Source organism: Candidatus Cloacimonadota bacterium (assembly GCA_020532085.1).
Lineage (GTDB): Bacteria > Cloacimonadota > Cloacimonadia > Cloacimonadales > Cloacimonadaceae > Syntrophosphaera.
Map to the genome: position 1 here is coordinate 39,484 of JAJBAV010000018.1, position 14,317 is coordinate 53,800.

At 50.5% G+C, this 14,317-nt stretch carries 13 protein-coding genes and 1 tRNA gene; 4 read left to right on the plus strand and 10 right to left on the minus strand.

Annotation, left to right across the window (positions count from 1 at the left end; translation table 11 throughout):
- Positions 1–5: 5 nt before the first annotated feature.
- The 8 genes from LHW45_06240 to LHW45_06275 form a co-directional block, all read right to left on the minus strand.
- A complete protein-coding gene (locus tag LHW45_06240; protein MCB5285173.1) occupies positions 6–596 on the minus strand; it encodes a hypothetical protein in 591 nt (196 codons plus the stop codon).
- 12 nt (positions 597–608) lie between these two features.
- Complete coding sequence (gene clpX / locus LHW45_06245; protein ID MCB5285174.1) at positions 609–1,853, minus strand: ATP-dependent Clp protease ATP-binding subunit ClpX; 1,245 nt, start codon at positions 1,851–1,853, stop codon at positions 609–611.
- Positions 1,854–1,927: 74 nt separating this feature from the next.
- Positions 1,928–2,512: an ATP-dependent Clp endopeptidase proteolytic subunit ClpP gene (gene clpP, locus LHW45_06250; GenBank protein ID MCB5285175.1), complete on the minus strand. Its 585-nt coding sequence runs from the start codon at positions 2,510–2,512 to the stop codon at positions 1,928–1,930.
- Complete coding sequence (locus LHW45_06255; GenBank protein MCB5285176.1) at positions 2,509–3,813, minus strand: hypothetical protein; 1,305 nt, start codon at positions 3,811–3,813, stop codon at positions 2,509–2,511. Before LHW45_06255 ends, clpP begins: the two co-directional genes overlap by 4 nt.
- A gap of 18 nt (positions 3,814–3,831) precedes the next feature.
- Positions 3,832–3,917, minus strand: a tRNA-Leu gene (locus tag LHW45_06260).
- Between the two features lie 65 nt (positions 3,918–3,982).
- Positions 3,983–4,822: a pantoate--beta-alanine ligase gene (gene panC / locus LHW45_06265; GenBank protein MCB5285177.1), complete on the minus strand. Its 840-nt coding sequence runs from the start codon at positions 4,820–4,822 to the stop codon at positions 3,983–3,985.
- Complete coding sequence (locus LHW45_06270; GenBank protein ID MCB5285178.1) at positions 4,822–5,172, minus strand: aspartate 1-decarboxylase; 351 nt, start codon at positions 5,170–5,172, stop codon at positions 4,822–4,824. Before LHW45_06270 ends, panC begins: the two co-directional genes overlap by 1 nt.
- A 338-nt stretch (positions 5,173–5,510) precedes the next feature.
- On the minus strand, positions 5,511–6,266 hold the full coding sequence (locus LHW45_06275; GenBank protein ID MCB5285179.1) for a hypothetical protein: 756 nt from the start codon (positions 6,264–6,266) through the stop codon (positions 5,511–5,513).
- Positions 6,267–6,508: 242 nt separating this feature from the next.
- On the opposite strand from LHW45_06275, the gene LHW45_06280 reads away from it, so the two are divergent.
- From LHW45_06280 to LHW45_06295, 4 genes are read left to right on the plus strand one after another with little or no spacing between them, the layout of a single operon-like run.
- Positions 6,509–7,081, plus strand: a complete 573-nt coding sequence (locus tag LHW45_06280) for a hypothetical protein (GenBank protein ID MCB5285180.1) — start codon at positions 6,509–6,511, stop codon at positions 7,079–7,081.
- Entirely contained in the window at positions 7,068–9,626 is a 2,559-nt protein-coding gene (locus LHW45_06285) for a Mu transposase C-terminal domain-containing protein (GenBank protein ID MCB5285181.1), read from the plus strand. Before LHW45_06280 ends, LHW45_06285 begins: the two co-directional genes overlap by 14 nt.
- A gap of 9 nt (positions 9,627–9,635) precedes the next feature.
- Positions 9,636–10,346 (plus strand): ATP-binding protein, encoded by a 711-nt coding sequence (locus LHW45_06290; protein ID MCB5285182.1) that lies wholly within the window; start codon positions 9,636–9,638, stop codon positions 10,344–10,346.
- 7 nt (positions 10,347–10,353) lie between these two features.
- The gene (locus LHW45_06295) at positions 10,354–10,857 is read left to right on the plus strand and encodes a hypothetical protein (GenBank protein MCB5285183.1); all 504 of its coding nucleotides are present in this window, start codon (positions 10,354–10,356) and stop codon (positions 10,855–10,857) included.
- A gap of 173 nt (positions 10,858–11,030) precedes the next feature.
- On the opposite strand, the gene LHW45_06300 is transcribed toward LHW45_06295, so the two are convergent.
- Positions 11,031–11,693, minus strand: coding sequence for a hypothetical protein (locus tag LHW45_06300; protein MCB5285184.1), 663 nt, complete (start codon positions 11,691–11,693; stop codon positions 11,031–11,033).
- 1 nt (position 11,694) lies between these two features.
- Positions 11,695–14,310: a DEAD/DEAH box helicase gene (locus LHW45_06305; GenBank protein ID MCB5285185.1), complete on the minus strand. Its 2,616-nt coding sequence runs from the start codon at positions 14,308–14,310 to the stop codon at positions 11,695–11,697.
- Between the last annotated feature and the right edge of the window lie 7 nt (positions 14,311–14,317).

The following is a 14,317-nucleotide window of genomic DNA, read 5'->3' on the forward strand; positions in this document are numbered from 1 at the left end:
TTGTTCTAATTGTCTGAGGGCTGGTCCAGGGAGGCGTTTTTGGCGTCGCCTTCCCTGCCAAACTCATAAAAGTTCAGGCTTTGGGTCTGATTGGCAGTCACGGCGATGCCGTATTTGTAATATTCGCGGTAGTCCGCATCCACCAGCTTCAGGTCCCAGGTACCTTCTGTAACGGTCCAGATGGTGGTCTGGCCGGGGTTTAGGACGCCGGCGAGGTCGTTCGGGCCCCAGTCGAGATCGCCGGTGGGGGAGATATAGACCTCGGCAATGGCCAGCGCGGCATCGTTGGCAAAGGCGATGGCGCCGCCGGAGGGGAGCACGTCCACGGTGGAGATTAGCCCCGGGCGCACGGTCTGCTCCACCGCGTCGGCAAAAACGTAGTTGCCGATGTAGCTCACGCTGAGGATGGCGGTTTCTTTGTAAAACAGCGACCAGTTCGACCAGCCGCTGATCTTGCGCGGTTCCGAATTGGCCACGCTCACCCAGATCTCGTCAGCGCTGCGGTTGCGGATCCTCAGCTCGCCTTCCGCGGCCACGCAGGCCAGCACCGGCAGCACCAAGGCCAGCAGTAGCAACAGCAGCAGCCCGCGTTTCATCGCCAGGGCCCATCAACTGGTCCCGGCCGCTTTCCTGCGGGCGGAACTGCCGGTGAAGGTGTATTCGGGTGAAATGCCTTTGCTCACCACGTCCGCGCTGATTTTGCAGCCACGCAGCTTTTCCATGTCCGGAATGTCGTACATGATCTTCAGCATGAACTTTTCCATGATGGCCCGCAAGCCGCGCGCGCCGGCTTTTTGCTTGATGGCGATGCTGGCGATCTCGCGCAGGGCGTCGGGGTCGAATTCCAGGTCCACGCCGTCCATCTGGAAGTACTTCTTGTACTGGCTGCAGATGGCGTTCTTGGGCTGGGTGAGGATGTCCACCAGCGCTTCTTCGCTGAGTTCGTGCAGGGTGCAGAGCACTGGCATGCGGCCGATCAGTTCGGGGATCAGCCCGTATTTCAGCAGATCGTGGGAGACGGTCTGGTCAAAAATGTTGTAGTCTTCAGTCACCCGGCCCAGCTTGACGTCAAAGCCGATAGCCTTGGTGTCCAGGCGTTCCTTGATGATCTTTTCCAGGCCGAAGAAGGCCCCGCCGGCGATGAAGAGGATGTTTTTGGTGTCCATCTCGATGAAGTCCTGCTGCGGGTGTTTGCGCCCGCCTTTGGGCGGAACGTTCACCTTGGTGCCTTCCAGGATCTTCAGCAAAGCCTGCTGCACGCCTTCGCCGGAGACGTCGCGGGTGATCGAGGGCGTTTCGGATTTGCGGCTGATCTTGTCGATCTCGTCGATGTAAACGATGCCGCGCTCGGCTTTGGCCACGTCATAATCCGCGGCTTGGAGCAGGCGCACCAGGATGTTTTCCACGTCTTCGCCCACATAGCCGGCTTCAGTGAGGGTGGTGGCGTCGGAAATGGCAAAAGGCACTTTCAGATAGTTGGCCAGGGTCTGCGCGATCAGGGTCTTGCCGCAGCCCGTGGGGCCGATCATCATGATGTTGCTCTTCTCCAGCTCGATGGAGTCGTTCCTCTCCTGGCGGAAGATGCGTTTGTAATGGTTGTAAACCGCCACGGAGATGATCATTTTGGCCTGTTCCTGGCCGATCACGTACTGGTCCAGATAGCTCTTGATCTCGCTGGGCCGGGGCAGGTCGGTCACCTCTTCCGTGGTCTCCGGAACGCTGGTCACCACAATGTTGTGGCACATGGCGATGCATTCGTCGCAGATGTTTCCCGCGATCCCGCGGATCAGGGTTTTCACCTCGAGCTCGTTTCTGCCGCAGAATGAGCAGCTCAGGTTCTTGAACTTATCCAAGAAATCCTCCTGGTTTATTGGTCGGATTGGATGCCGCTGGGGTCATCTATTGCTTTGCCTCAAATCCCGTCAAGTTATTTCCGGGTGGCGATCATTTCGTCGATGATGCCGTATTCCTTGGCCTGAAGGGCGTCCATGTAAAAATTGCGGTCGGTGTCATCGATCAGTTTTTTCAGGTCCTGGCCGGTGTGTTTGTGCAGGATCTCGTTCATCCGCTCGCGCAGATAGAGGATCTCCCGGGCCTGGATCTCGATGTCGCTGGCCTGGCCCTGCGCGCCACCCAGAGGCTGGTGGATCATGATGCGGCTGTTGGGCAGGGCGGTGCGCTTGCCGTGATGGCCGGAAGCCAGCAGCAGCGCGGCCATGCTTGCGGCCTGGCCGAGGCAGATGGTGCTCACGTTGGGTTTGATGTACTGCATGGTGTCGTAGATCGCCAGCCCGGAGGAGATTATCCCGCCGGGGCTGTTGATGTACATGTAGATGTCGCGTTCGGGATCCTCGCCTTCCAGATGCAGCAGCTGCGCCACGATGGAATTGGCCAGGTTGTCCTCGATCACGCCGCTGACAAAGACGATCCTGTCTTTCAGCAGCCGGGAATAGATGTCGTAGGCCCGCTCGGTGCGGCCCACCTGTTCGATCACGATGGGAATGTAGCTCATACCTCTTCCTCCTCGGTTTCCTGCGAAACCTCAAACTCGGTGTTTTCAGGCTGCTCCGGTTCCGGCTCCGGCTCCACAAATGTGCAGGTGGCGGCGATCCCGCGCAGGATGTGATAGTTCAGCGCGCCTTCGCGAAAGTCCTCTCCGGCGATCTTTTCCTCGTTGTGTTCGCGGTAAGCGGCGGGATTGGTGTCTTCCAGGATGGCTTTGTGTTCTATGTAGGCGTCGCTCATCTCATCACTGAATTCCACTCCACTCTGTTTTTGCAGCGCGGCCAGAAGGTACATGCTGGCCATGTCCTGCATCACCTTTTCGATCACGTATTGCTGCAGTAAATGCCGGTATTTCTCGTCGTAGTTTTCCAGCTCCTGGGCCACGATGTATTGCAGGGTTTTTTTGGGCAGGGGAAACTGGTTGTCGTGGTAAAGTTTGGCCAGGATGGCGGAGTTTTCGCCGTCGAAGTTGCTGTGCTCGATCCTGGCTTTCATGTCTTCCGCGATCTTGGCCCGCATTTCCGCCAGGTCGGCAAAGTCCATGTCTTTGGCAAATTCGTCGTCAATGGCCGGCACCACGTTGCGGGTGATGGCGCTCACTTCAAAGCTGCAGGCGTACATTTTGTCATCCTCCACAGCCAGTTCGCTGTCGTGGGGCAGCAGCATGGCCACTGTTTTGCCATCCACTTCCGCCTCGACCTTCTCGCCGGTGCGGACACCCACGAACTGTCCGGGAAAATTCTCCACCTCCTCGTCGCCGGCGTAAAGCGCTGTTTCGCGGGTATGCCCGGCGCCGTTTTGTTCAAAGATCAGGTGGCCCTTCACCATGTCCCCGGCTATGGACAACTCCACGTCCTGGACGGTGGCGTGCTCGGTGCTGAGGTTCTGGATGAATTTCTCCACCTCCTCTTCCAGCACCAGAGGCTGGAAGGGCACCTGCAGATGGTCCAGCTGCCTGAATTCCACCGGCGGTTCATGCTCGATCTCCAGGGTGATCTTCATCTCTGATCCCTGCTGCCATTCGATCTCTTTCACTTCCGGATAGAGCAGGAAGCGGATCTCATGCTCCCGCGCGGCTTCGCCAAAAGCTTCGTCCACGAAGTCCTTCTCGAAATAGTCCTTGATCCTGTCGCCGTGCAGCCTGATAACCATGCTCAGCGGGGCCTTGCCCTTGCGGAATCCCGGCACTTCCAGCGATTTGGCCGCTTTCCGCAGATATTTCTGGTAGGCCGCGTCCACCCTTTCGGTTTCCACGGTGAGAACTATCTCTTTGGTGGTCGGGTCGATCTGTTTGAATTCTGTTTGCACTTTGTCTCCTGAATGTTATGGTGCGAAAGAGGGGACTCGAACCCCTACGGGATCACCCCACTGGATCCTAAGTCCAGCGCGTCTGCCAATTCCGCCACTTTCGCGGGTGATATCTGGAATGTATATATGGTAAGCTTGATGGGTCAAGTTTTTGCGGCCCGTCCGGCTGTCAAGCTGGTAGTGAAGAATTGTCTATCAGCCTGGTGTTGCCGATCTTCACGGCCAGCAGCAGGCGGGAATTCTGGTCCACCGGGTCCGCGTCGGCCAGGGTGTCGGAGTCCACGATCTTGATGTAGTCTATCTTTCCGCCGGCTTCCAGCACAATTCTTTCCGCTTCCGCCAGCAGTTCCCGGCTGTCCCTGATGCCCCTGGCGACCATCGCCCGCACCTGTTTCCAGGCCTGGCTAAGGCATCGGGCGCGGACGCGTTCCTCCGGGCTCAAAAACACGTTGCGCGAACTCAGGGCCAGCCCGTCGTCCTCGCGCACGATGGGGCAGCGCGCGATGCGCGTTTCGCTGTTCAGGTCCTGCAGCATGCGCTCCAGCACCACGATCTGCTGAAAATCCTTCAGGCCCATGAACATCAGATCCGGCTTCACGATCTGGGTGAGTTTCAGCACCACGGTGGCCACTCCCCGGAAATGTCCGGGCCGGCTGGCCCCGCAGAGTACGTTTGCAAGGCCCTCCACTTCCACCCAGGTGCGATACCCCGGGGGATACATCTGCGCGTCGTCCGGAAAGAAAACCAGGTCGGTCCTGTGCCGGGCCAGCAGTTCCAGATCGCCTTCCAGGTCGCGCGGATATCTGCCCAGGTCCTCCTGGGGACCGAACTGGGCGGGGTTCACATAGATGGATACGACACTCAGATCGGTCTCAACCGCGCACCTTTCCACCAGGGAAAGATGGCCCCGGTGCAGCGCGCCCATCGTGGGCACAAAACCCACCCTCAGGTCCCCTCTGATCTCAGCCAGGGCCTGGCGCAGTTCCGCCACCGTCTGGCAAACACGCATCATTTAACCGGTTCGTTGCCCTCACCCAAAATGATGATCCTGGGCTGGTAAGTTTCCATCTCCGCTTCGTCCATCAGGCCGTAGTTGACTACGATGATCCTGTCGCCAGTATGCACCATGCGGGCCGCGGCGCCGTTGATGCTGATCTTGCGGCTGCCGGGTGCCGCGGCGATGATGTAGGTGGAAAATCTCGCTCCGTTGTTCACGTCCCAGATCTCCACGCGCTCATGCTCGTGCATGCCGCTCAGTTTCAGCAGCTCGCTGTCTATCTGGATGCTGGCGTTGTAGTTCAGATCGCACTCGGTAACCGTGGCCCGGTGCAGCTTGGAAAGCAGTTTATACCTGAGCATTTTTATACTCCTCATATGTTTGTGATAATCCCAAAAAAAACAGACTGCTAATATGTCAATGATTTTCCTTGTCCGCCGGGCAACGCGATGCTACTTTAGTTGTCTTCCCGGCGCTTTTTCAGCCCCTGTATAAACTGACACCCAAAGCTGCAAGTTGTGACACAAGGGGAAAGTGGGGATAAGGCTTTATGTGGTGGTGAGTTGCGATGGACTGGTTATGGAAATGTCCAAGCGCTGATTTGGACGTATTTGGACTGTTTGCTGACACTATTACTGCAAATTAGCGAGGCGTTTGGACAAGCTTTGGAAAGAGCAGTTGGGAAATCGGAACTTTGAAATTAGAAAAACCGCAATTGGAGTGCGATTGTGCCGATCAGGAAAGCTCCGTAATTCCAATCCGAGTCTAAAACAAGAACCGGATAGTCTATATTAAATGGTTGGAGGACAATCTGTTGCCTGCGGTGATCGATCTGCACCTTCTTGATGGTGAGACCATCGTCAGTCCTTACAACTGCAATTTTACCATCAGCATTTTCCCAGCTCAGATCACTCTTGATGACCACGATGTCCTGATGCTGGATCACGGGCTCCATGCTTCTGCCATTTACTTGAAAGACAGTGTATTGCTTGGGGTTGCCGGTCAGGAATGAGACTGGTAATTGGATCTGCCCCACCTGACTCCACTCGTCTTTGATCTCCATCGGCGGTCCGGCAGCTATCTCTCCAACTATGGGAAAGGTGATAGATCTAGTGGGATCGAAGTCCTGATTGGTGATAGGGTGCAGGATTGGAGAGATTATGGTGGGGATTGAGCTGTCTGGATTGGTTGGGGGTGTAGGTGCCTGGATGGATTGGATGAGCTCTTGAAACTCATCTTTGGCATGCATGGAGCCGTTTCCTGTAAAGAGCCAGTGGATGTTGATCTGATCTTTGGAGAGTGCTTCTAAGAACTCCGGATCGGGATATCTCTCGTTTAGCTTGTAGCGGGAAAGCGAGGCACGGGAGATGCCATACTTAGTGGCAAACTGGTAATCCTTGAGTCGCATGGCCTTAATCACCAAGCTAAGGCGTTGTCCGATAGTCGGTTTATTCATCGTGAACTCCATGTAGAAACTTTGCTATTGACTATATCCGCATGGCTGCAAGATTAGTTCCAGATGCCATTCTGCTGCAAGGCGGTTTGGAGTCAATACTAAAGATTATAGTGTGACCCAGGTGGAATATAAAGTATTGCCGGAGAATGCGTAAGAAAGCTGGCAAACTCGCAGAAAAGACTTCCCAAGGTTCTGCGCTTGTAGTTCTTAGCACCCTACTAAATACATAAGAGAGGTGTAGAATGACTACCAAGAAACAACGCCAAGCGGAAGTGCAGAAACGGGTGAATCAGGGCAATGTCCAAGCGGGTACCCCTGTCCAAGCGGGGGTAGGCATGAGGCTTAACTCATTGATAACTATGATGAGAGGCCAAAATGTCCAAGCGCTTGAGCTCATTTTTCAAGATTCCCGGCTGAAAGGTCCAAGCGGGTCGCAGTATTTGAAGGATTTGGACATGGACATTAATGTGGATTTGATCTGGTTACCCATCGACAGGGTTGCCATGTTGCTGAACAAAAATCTGAAGACGATCAGAAGAATGGTCGATGCCGGGAAGCTGACCGCGCTCAAGCATCAGATCCCCACCAAGAACGGAGCCACGATCAAGACCTTTGTTCTGGCAACAGAGGAGATCATTCAGGCTGAGTATGACAGATTCAGAGACAGCTTGCGCAAACCGGAGCTCTACTTTGAGGAAGAGATCGGTTTAGGTGAGCATGGCTACTCCAGCGTTTTCCTGGTCTATTACGAGAGCGGTAAGGATCTGGCTTCTAAGGTTAGCGAGAAAGCAGGAGGTTCAGATGTTTCCCTATAGCGGCAGACCGACTGAGGAGTTCCTGAGAGAGTATCGCAGTAAACTGAATGAACTGCAAGAACTGATGGAAAGCCAGGGACTAAAGCTGGAGATCAAGAGCGGTGGCAGATGTAAAGTAGCTCCAGAGGTAAAGGCTGGAATAGGCAAAGTTAGTGGTGAAGGTGATACGTCTGTCGATTATAGCTTCCTGCTCGGCTACCGCCAGCAGTACAATGCCAAGGCCAAAGATGATAGTTCAGAAGACGATCTGGAGTCAGAGACCGTCTATGAGACCTATGAAGACAATCTGGAGTTCGAGCGTAAACTCACCCTAATCCACGAAGCCAAGGAAAATGGTGTAGTGATCGACTTCGGCAGTGACTTTCTCGATCTGGCTCCGGTGGAAGAGGAAAGGCTGTTATACAGTGATGAAGCTCAACTCTACGGCAGGTTCTGCCAGGAAGTGATTCGCAGAGTATATGGAGCTGAGTCCAAAGTATTAGCTTGGAAACGGATCACCAGTGACTATAACGGCAAGAGACTGGTGCCGGAGCTCTACAATCTCAAGGGACCCCGAAAAGAGCGGGCACTGCGAGAGTGGTTACGCGTTTACCATGAGACCAATCTGGATATGTATGCCCTGATCCATAAGAGCAAGGGCAAGTACAAAGAACGCAAGATCAGCTATCAGGAACAGCAGTATCTGCTGCACCTGCTGCTCAATCCCAATCGCATCAAAATCGGCTCTGCCATCACCAACCTCAAACAGATGAGCAGAAACAAAATAATAGAATCCGAAACCAATGAACGGACGCTTAGACGCTGGTGCGAGGAATGGGCTGCCAGGCATCCGGCAGAGTGGCATCAGGCCAGGGATGGCAGCAAGTATGTTTCTGAGCGGATAATCAAGTCTATCCGCAGAGACGATAGTACTCTCAAGGTAGGTGAAGTTTGGGTGGCAGATGGACATACCCTCTCCTTCGATATCCTCAATCCCCAGACCGGCAGAGCCCAACGCATGACGATGATCATGGTGATGGACTGGGCAAGTAGGTATCCGGTGGGAGCCTCACTCGCCTTCACTGAAGATAGCCAGCATATCCTCACTGCCTTCCGTAATGGCTTTATCAACTGCGCCCAGATCGCAGATAACAATAGCGGAACGATGGCAGTGCTACCAAAGTATGTCTATCTGGATAACGGCAAAGCCTTCCGAGCCAAACTCTTTCATGAGAAATGGGAAGAGCATGATCTGAACAAAGAACTGGGTGGCATCTTTCCCAGACTCAATATCGGAGTAAGATTCGCCGAGAGCTACAATGCCAAAGCCAAGATCATCGAACGCTTCTTCAAGACCTTCCAGGAGCAGTTTGAGCGGTTCATCACTACCTTTAGAGGCGCATCGATTGACGACAAGCCATCTGTGCTGAATCGCAATGAAGTCTGGGCAAAGAAGATCTATACCGGTAAGCCACCTACCATTGAAGAGACAATGCAGATGATCGCCTTCTATGTGAGATTCTGTTATGGAGAGACACCGCATAGCTCACTCAACAGACGCACACCCTATGAGGTCTTCAGTGCTGCCAGGATAGCCGAGAGTCGCCAGATAGAGATCTCCAGGCTCAACTTCCTGATGATGGCGATGGAACGCAAGAATATCCGCGCGGAGGGTATCAGGTTGGATAAAAAGGTCTACTGGCACCGGGAACTTGTTAATCATGTGGGACAGCCCTGTATCATCAGGTTCGATTACAGCGATGCCAGGTGGATCGTGGTCTATGACAAGAACGATGTCTTCATCTGCCAGGCTGCACTAAGAAAGACGCAGCATCCCTTCATTGAAGTCTCGATGGACAAGGCAGTCTCGCATAAGGAACTGAACAAGGAATACAAAGAGATCAAGGGTCTTAGACGAGAGAAAGAACGCAGTGCCAAGAAGTGGGTGATCAACTCGCAGAAGGCTGTCGATAAGATACTGAGCAACTCCCCATCTAAGCAGGAGAAGTTTGAGGATCAGGGTGCCAGAGCGCTCTTCAGCAGTCCTTCCATGCTGGAAGCACCACCTAAGGATAGTGACGAGATCATCGAGGAGATGACCAGAAAGATGATGATGAGACAGCCCAAACATCCGGATATGCTGAGTCCGGAAGAACGGGAGAAGCTTGATGCGGAAGAGAAGGAGAGATTGGCAGAGCAGGAGAGGGATAGGATAATCCTCAAGGAAATCAAAGAATCGTTCGACCGTATAGGGCTCGAATACCAGACTAGTAATGATAAGCCTCCCCTGGAGTTTGCGATCGGCTTCAGCCAAACAGCCAGAGAGTACTACAAAGCTCAACAAAGAGCCCAGGTTGAACAAGAAGCATCAGATGAAGCACCCACTGCCACCGCAACAAAAGATGCCACAGGTATAGAATCTGAAGATCATGATCCAGCGGAAAAGATCTCCAACCCAGCAGAATTGCCTGATGATAAGCAATCACAGGATGAGGCCAAGAATGGGCAGTCACCATTCGCACACCTCTCCAGAGCGGAACTCCTCAAACGCATCGGGATAAATTAGGAGGATAACATGAAACAGGGAACACTCGTCAGAACGCAGAACGTGATAGCCGCAGACAAATGCATCGAATACCTGCTAACCAGACCTAAGCTGGAGATGGTGGGGCTTGGATTGCTGTATGGCAGACCAGGCCCGGGAAAGACCACCTATGCGAGTCGGATTGCTTTCAGTAAGGGCTATCTATATGTCCGGCTGGAGGCAACTACCACTCCCAAGGCTTTCGCATCCAAGCTGCTCTTAGCCTTATACAAGAGATTTGGCATGGGAGAATACATCCCCTACGGAACAGCCAATGACCTCTTCATGATGTGTATAACCCTTCTGGAGGATCACAAGGATACGATCATAGTTGTTGATGAAATTGACTACGCCTTCCGACACCCACAGCTCTTGGGAGCGATCAGGGATATCGTGGATGTGACCACAGCGATAGTGATCCTGGTCGGAATGCAGAATGCCAAGGATAAACTCAATCAGATCAACGAGTATTACTTCGATAGATGCAATTTCTTCTATGAGTTCCAAGACCTACCCAAGAAGGACATTGCAGAACTATGCAGTGAGGTTTTGGAGATCAAGTTCCATTCTGACATAGTCGACTATGTCCACTTCCACTCTTGCGGTAATGTCCGCAAAGCCATGAAGCTCATCCGCTCTGTGGAAGAGATAGGCAGATACAAGAACCTTGAACTGGTTACCCAAGCCGATCTGGATGACTGAGGATAACATGACAGACAAAGAACTGATCCTCAACTTCGTCAGCCAATATGACCGCCCATTCAATGCAGAACTTATAGCCAAACTGACCAGTGTAAGCAGAGAAGCAATAGAAATGCTACTGCCTGAACTACTCCAAAGCCAAGCGATCAAGCAGATAGAAGATAGTCCTCCTATCTACGTCCGAGCCAACCGCTACCAAGCCAGGATCGGCTATCAGCATTATAAAGGCTGGACTTTCAGCATAACAGATGCTCACAGGCTACTGGAGATCCTGGAACAAGGCAGATTCAAGTCCATCCGAGATATTGCAGAAGCAATTGGCAAATCCAGACAGTGGGTCTATATCTATCTTGAGGCTCTGGCATCGATAGAGGTTGTAGACCTAAGGAAGCACATTTATGTGGTTATCTCCCGCCAAAACGTGCCCAAAATCGGTAGAAAAGTCCAGAAAGGTATCCTGGGTCAACTCAGGAATTTGAATAAAATGGGGTGGTATAGATTATTGGAGTAAAATTTGGATTCGGGTACGCTGATAATAGTGTGTCAGCCGAGTAGCTTTTCAACAGTAATCTCCGAAGTGAATTGATCAAGTAAATCTTTCGTTCCGGAGTCAAACAGCGAATCGTTACCACGCTATACGCGTCATTAGAATTATAGAAATAATTATGAATCCAACCTTTATCCTCATAATATAATGGCCAATGCAATAGCCACTATGGCTGCAAGTGTCAAAGCATAATTTATCATCAATACCCGTTTTATACTTGCGTTAGTAGCTTCGAGTGCATCAATTATTCCTCTTAGAGTTATCTCAAGTTTTTCAGAAACAGTTTTAGCTGCTGAGTCGAGCTTGATGGATATCTTTTGATCCAGTTCCATAAGTCTGCTTTCAAATCCGGTTATCAATGTACTTGAGTTGGTATTCCAGGTTTCGTAACTTTCATTCAATTGAGTTACAAACGTATCGATCTTCTTTGAAGTGTCTTCCGCAATCTCGTTCAGATCAACCCCAAGGCTGGTCATGGTCACCTTAAAGGAGGCTAAGATATCTTTAAAGGTTTCTATCTTTTCTGCCAATTCAGCGGTGTTCTCAGATTGCTCCTTGGTAAAATCCTCATATTGGTTGGTTAGATCATCAAGGTTATGGGAAATAAATACTCGGTATTCATTTACCGAATTTGTGATTTGGTCATTAAGGGCAGCAAGTTGGTTTATTTTGTCCTGCTGTCCATCCAATTGGGCCCGAAGAGATCCGGATGTACCCTCAAGTTCTTCGATGTTGTTTTTGATTTTGTTAATAAGAGTGGATAGACTGCCTGCAAATTCTTGTACATCCTTGTTTTCCATGTTAATCTCCTTTAACTGTTTTCGAGATGGACTGGGTTGCACTGGCCAAATAGGCCAGCGTTTCAAGATTATTGAAATCATATCCGGTTGTCTGATGAAGGTGGTTTTCAAAATCCGGCATTTCTTCACTAACACTATGCCAAAATGTCCCCAGAAGTGCCTTGAATTCTTTGAAACCAAGCAGTTCACTTCTGCTTTCCAAATACAGGGATACACCCTTTAGCAGCTCTTTCGTGCCTTGATTGAACTCCAATGTCTTTTTCTTGGAGATGATGATATTGGTGAACGCATTTAGAATATGAAGGCTGTAATTGTTTGGATTGTCGTTCAGAAGCCTTATACACGCACCACGAAGTTCCTTGCAATTAGGGATTAGGCCACCGGCATCATTCTTTACGATGTCGATAAACAGGGTTATAATATCTTCACTTTGCACTTTGCCCCGTTCTGTGGCATTGGTAAGGGAAGCCTCTCTTCCGTCCGGGGTGAAGTAATTATCCCGGAAGTATTTGGAACTGAAATACACATCGATGTATTCACGAAAATTTTCCGAAAGAGGATCCGAATCCTGATTATCCAGTCCATAGCGGCAAGCAAAATCCATGTCCGAGATGGCTTGTTCTCTCTTCTTTTTTATATAGTTATGCTCAAACTCAATGTAATATCTTATCAGATCGCTGTAGTTTGGCTTATCCTTGTTTTTGAAGAACTCATCTACCATTATCTGCGCTTTTTTCTCAGTAAAGTACCTCATCAGATAGTTTTTCATGGTTGTTGTCAATGATTCCCTTTCCTTTGGGGTTATGGTCAGCCGGTAAACTGTTGATTTGCGATATTCTATCGTATAATCATCAATTACACCAACCAAAGCAAGCCTGTAGATGATCTTACCAAAGACAGTCTTGTTTTTTCTTTTACCAACCCCAATGTATTCTGTATATGAACTATCGTCCGAATCTACTTCGATCACAAAATCCCGTTTACGACCCTTGTCCCGTAAACAGTCGTTGATTGACTTATTCTCGGTTTTATCTTTGTAATTTAGTATCTTCTTAGTAAGTTCAAGCTCCCGTTGAACCTCAAGGTAGTTATTATCGTGTAGATACCTTGGTACTTCCATATCCAGATCTGAATACATCAGGTATGCCAGCGCGAGCTTCCTGTCTCGGCCTATGCGCCCAGTCTCCTGCGAGAAACCTTCTATCGAACCAGGAAAGTTCAAATGCACGCTGAAACGGATGTTGGGCTTATTGAAACCCATACCGAAAGCTTTGGTCGCGACCATCAGGTTGATCCTGTTCTCCTTGTATAAACGTTGATAGTCCTCCATGCTGCTATCTTTGAAGTCTGATTCCAAACCTCCCCTATAATAGCCTGGTTTGATGTTCCTTTCGATTTGAAGCTCCCTCGCCAGAAACTCATAAGTTCCGGTAACTGGATTATCAGTTTTCTGACCAACCTTTGTGCTAACTCCCAGTACACCAGTGGCATGGGGGCAGAACACTATGATTCCTGTCTCATCGTTAAGTTTTATACCGGTATTGCCATTAATCAGGAAGTTCTTGCTTTCCTGACCCAAGGTTCTGTTGACACTATTTATATCCTCAATCAAGCGATCATTTAACAGACTGAGGAGTTCTTGTCTCTTGGCCAATTTAATCGACTCAATTTTTTTACCGTCTTCTGTGTTTTTTTTGGCTGAAAACCTGATGAATTTATAGACTATCTCATCCCGTTTGAGGGAAAGTGCTTTTTCTACTTGGATTGGTTTTTGGGATTTGATTTCCAACTCAGCTTGGACGTCGGTCAGAACATCAAAAGAGGCGGTTGCAGTAAGCCCGATGACCGTGATATCTCCGGCATCAAAGGGTTTGCAAAACCTATTGGCATTAGCTGCCAGGCTCAGATAGCTGGGCCGAAAGTCGTGGCCCCATTCAGAAACACAATGGGCTTCGTCAACCACGAAATAGTTAAAATAGTTATCTTCAGCGGCCATGTCCATCAATGCGTTGCGAAACTCCTGGATCTGCATTCTTTCGGGTGAGATCAAGGTAAACAAGCTTTGCCCCGATAGCATTTTGAACTCTGCGGTCGCTTTATCAGCCTTGCTCTTATCAGAATTGATGTAGACGGAATCTATCCCCAGCATCAGCATTTCGTCATATTGGTCCTTCATCAGGGACTTGATGGGCTCGATAACCAGGGCGAAGCCCGGCTGCATGAGAGCACTCAGTTGGTAGATGAGCGATTTTCCCCCGCCGGTTGGCAGCAGGCCAATCACAGAATCAAGTCTGAGGGCATGCCTCAGAATATCTAGCTGACCTTCAATGAACTTCTTTTTACGGAATAAAGTACGCAGGAAATACGTGAGAGAATACGTCGAAGCCTGGTCATATGCTTCTTCACTTACGTCATAGAGCCTGGAATATTTGATCAACTCCCTAGAATAGTACTTCCTCTGGTATTGATCATCATTTTTTGACCAATCCTGCCTGGTTAGGTAGCGTCTCAAAGGTTGGTGTAAAATAGGTAACGGCAGATGAAGAAAAAGGTTGAGCCAGATCCCGCTCTTTGTTTTGATGGTTTTGACAAAACTAACAGACAAGGAGACGATCATGACTCAA

Bases quoted from the DNA above. Each gene is read 5' to 3' on its own strand.
- panC (MCB5285177.1), bottom strand. From the start codon at position 4,822: ATGCGTGTTTGCCAGACGGTGGCGGAACTGCGCCAGGCCCTGGCTGAG.
- LHW45_06300 (MCB5285184.1), bottom strand. From the start codon at position 11,693: ATGGAAAACAAGGATGTACAAGAATTTGCAGGCAGTCTATCCACTCTT.
- LHW45_06275 (MCB5285179.1), bottom strand. From the start codon at position 6,266: ATGAATAAACCGACTATCGGACAACGCCTTAGCTTGGTGATTAAGGCC.
- clpP (MCB5285175.1), bottom strand. From the start codon at position 2,512: ATGAGCTACATTCCCATCGTGATCGAACAGGTGGGCCGCACCGAGCGG.
- LHW45_06240 (MCB5285173.1), bottom strand. From the start codon at position 596: ATGAAACGCGGGCTGCTGCTGTTGCTACTGCTGGCCTTGGTGCTGCCG.
- LHW45_06270 (MCB5285178.1), bottom strand. From the start codon at position 5,172: ATGCTCAGGTATAAACTGCTTTCCAAGCTGCACCGGGCCACGGTTACC.
- LHW45_06295 (MCB5285183.1), top strand. From the start codon at position 10,354: ATGACAGACAAAGAACTGATCCTCAACTTCGTCAGCCAATATGACCGC.
- LHW45_06290 (MCB5285182.1), top strand. From the start codon at position 9,636: ATGAAACAGGGAACACTCGTCAGAACGCAGAACGTGATAGCCGCAGAC.
- LHW45_06285 (MCB5285181.1), top strand. From the start codon at position 7,068: ATGTTTCCCTATAGCGGCAGACCGACTGAGGAGTTCCTGAGAGAGTAT.
- LHW45_06280 (MCB5285180.1), top strand. From the start codon at position 6,509: ATGACTACCAAGAAACAACGCCAAGCGGAAGTGCAGAAACGGGTGAAT.
- LHW45_06305 (MCB5285185.1), bottom strand. From the start codon at position 14,310: ATGATCGTCTCCTTGTCTGTTAGTTTTGTCAAAACCATCAAAACAAAG.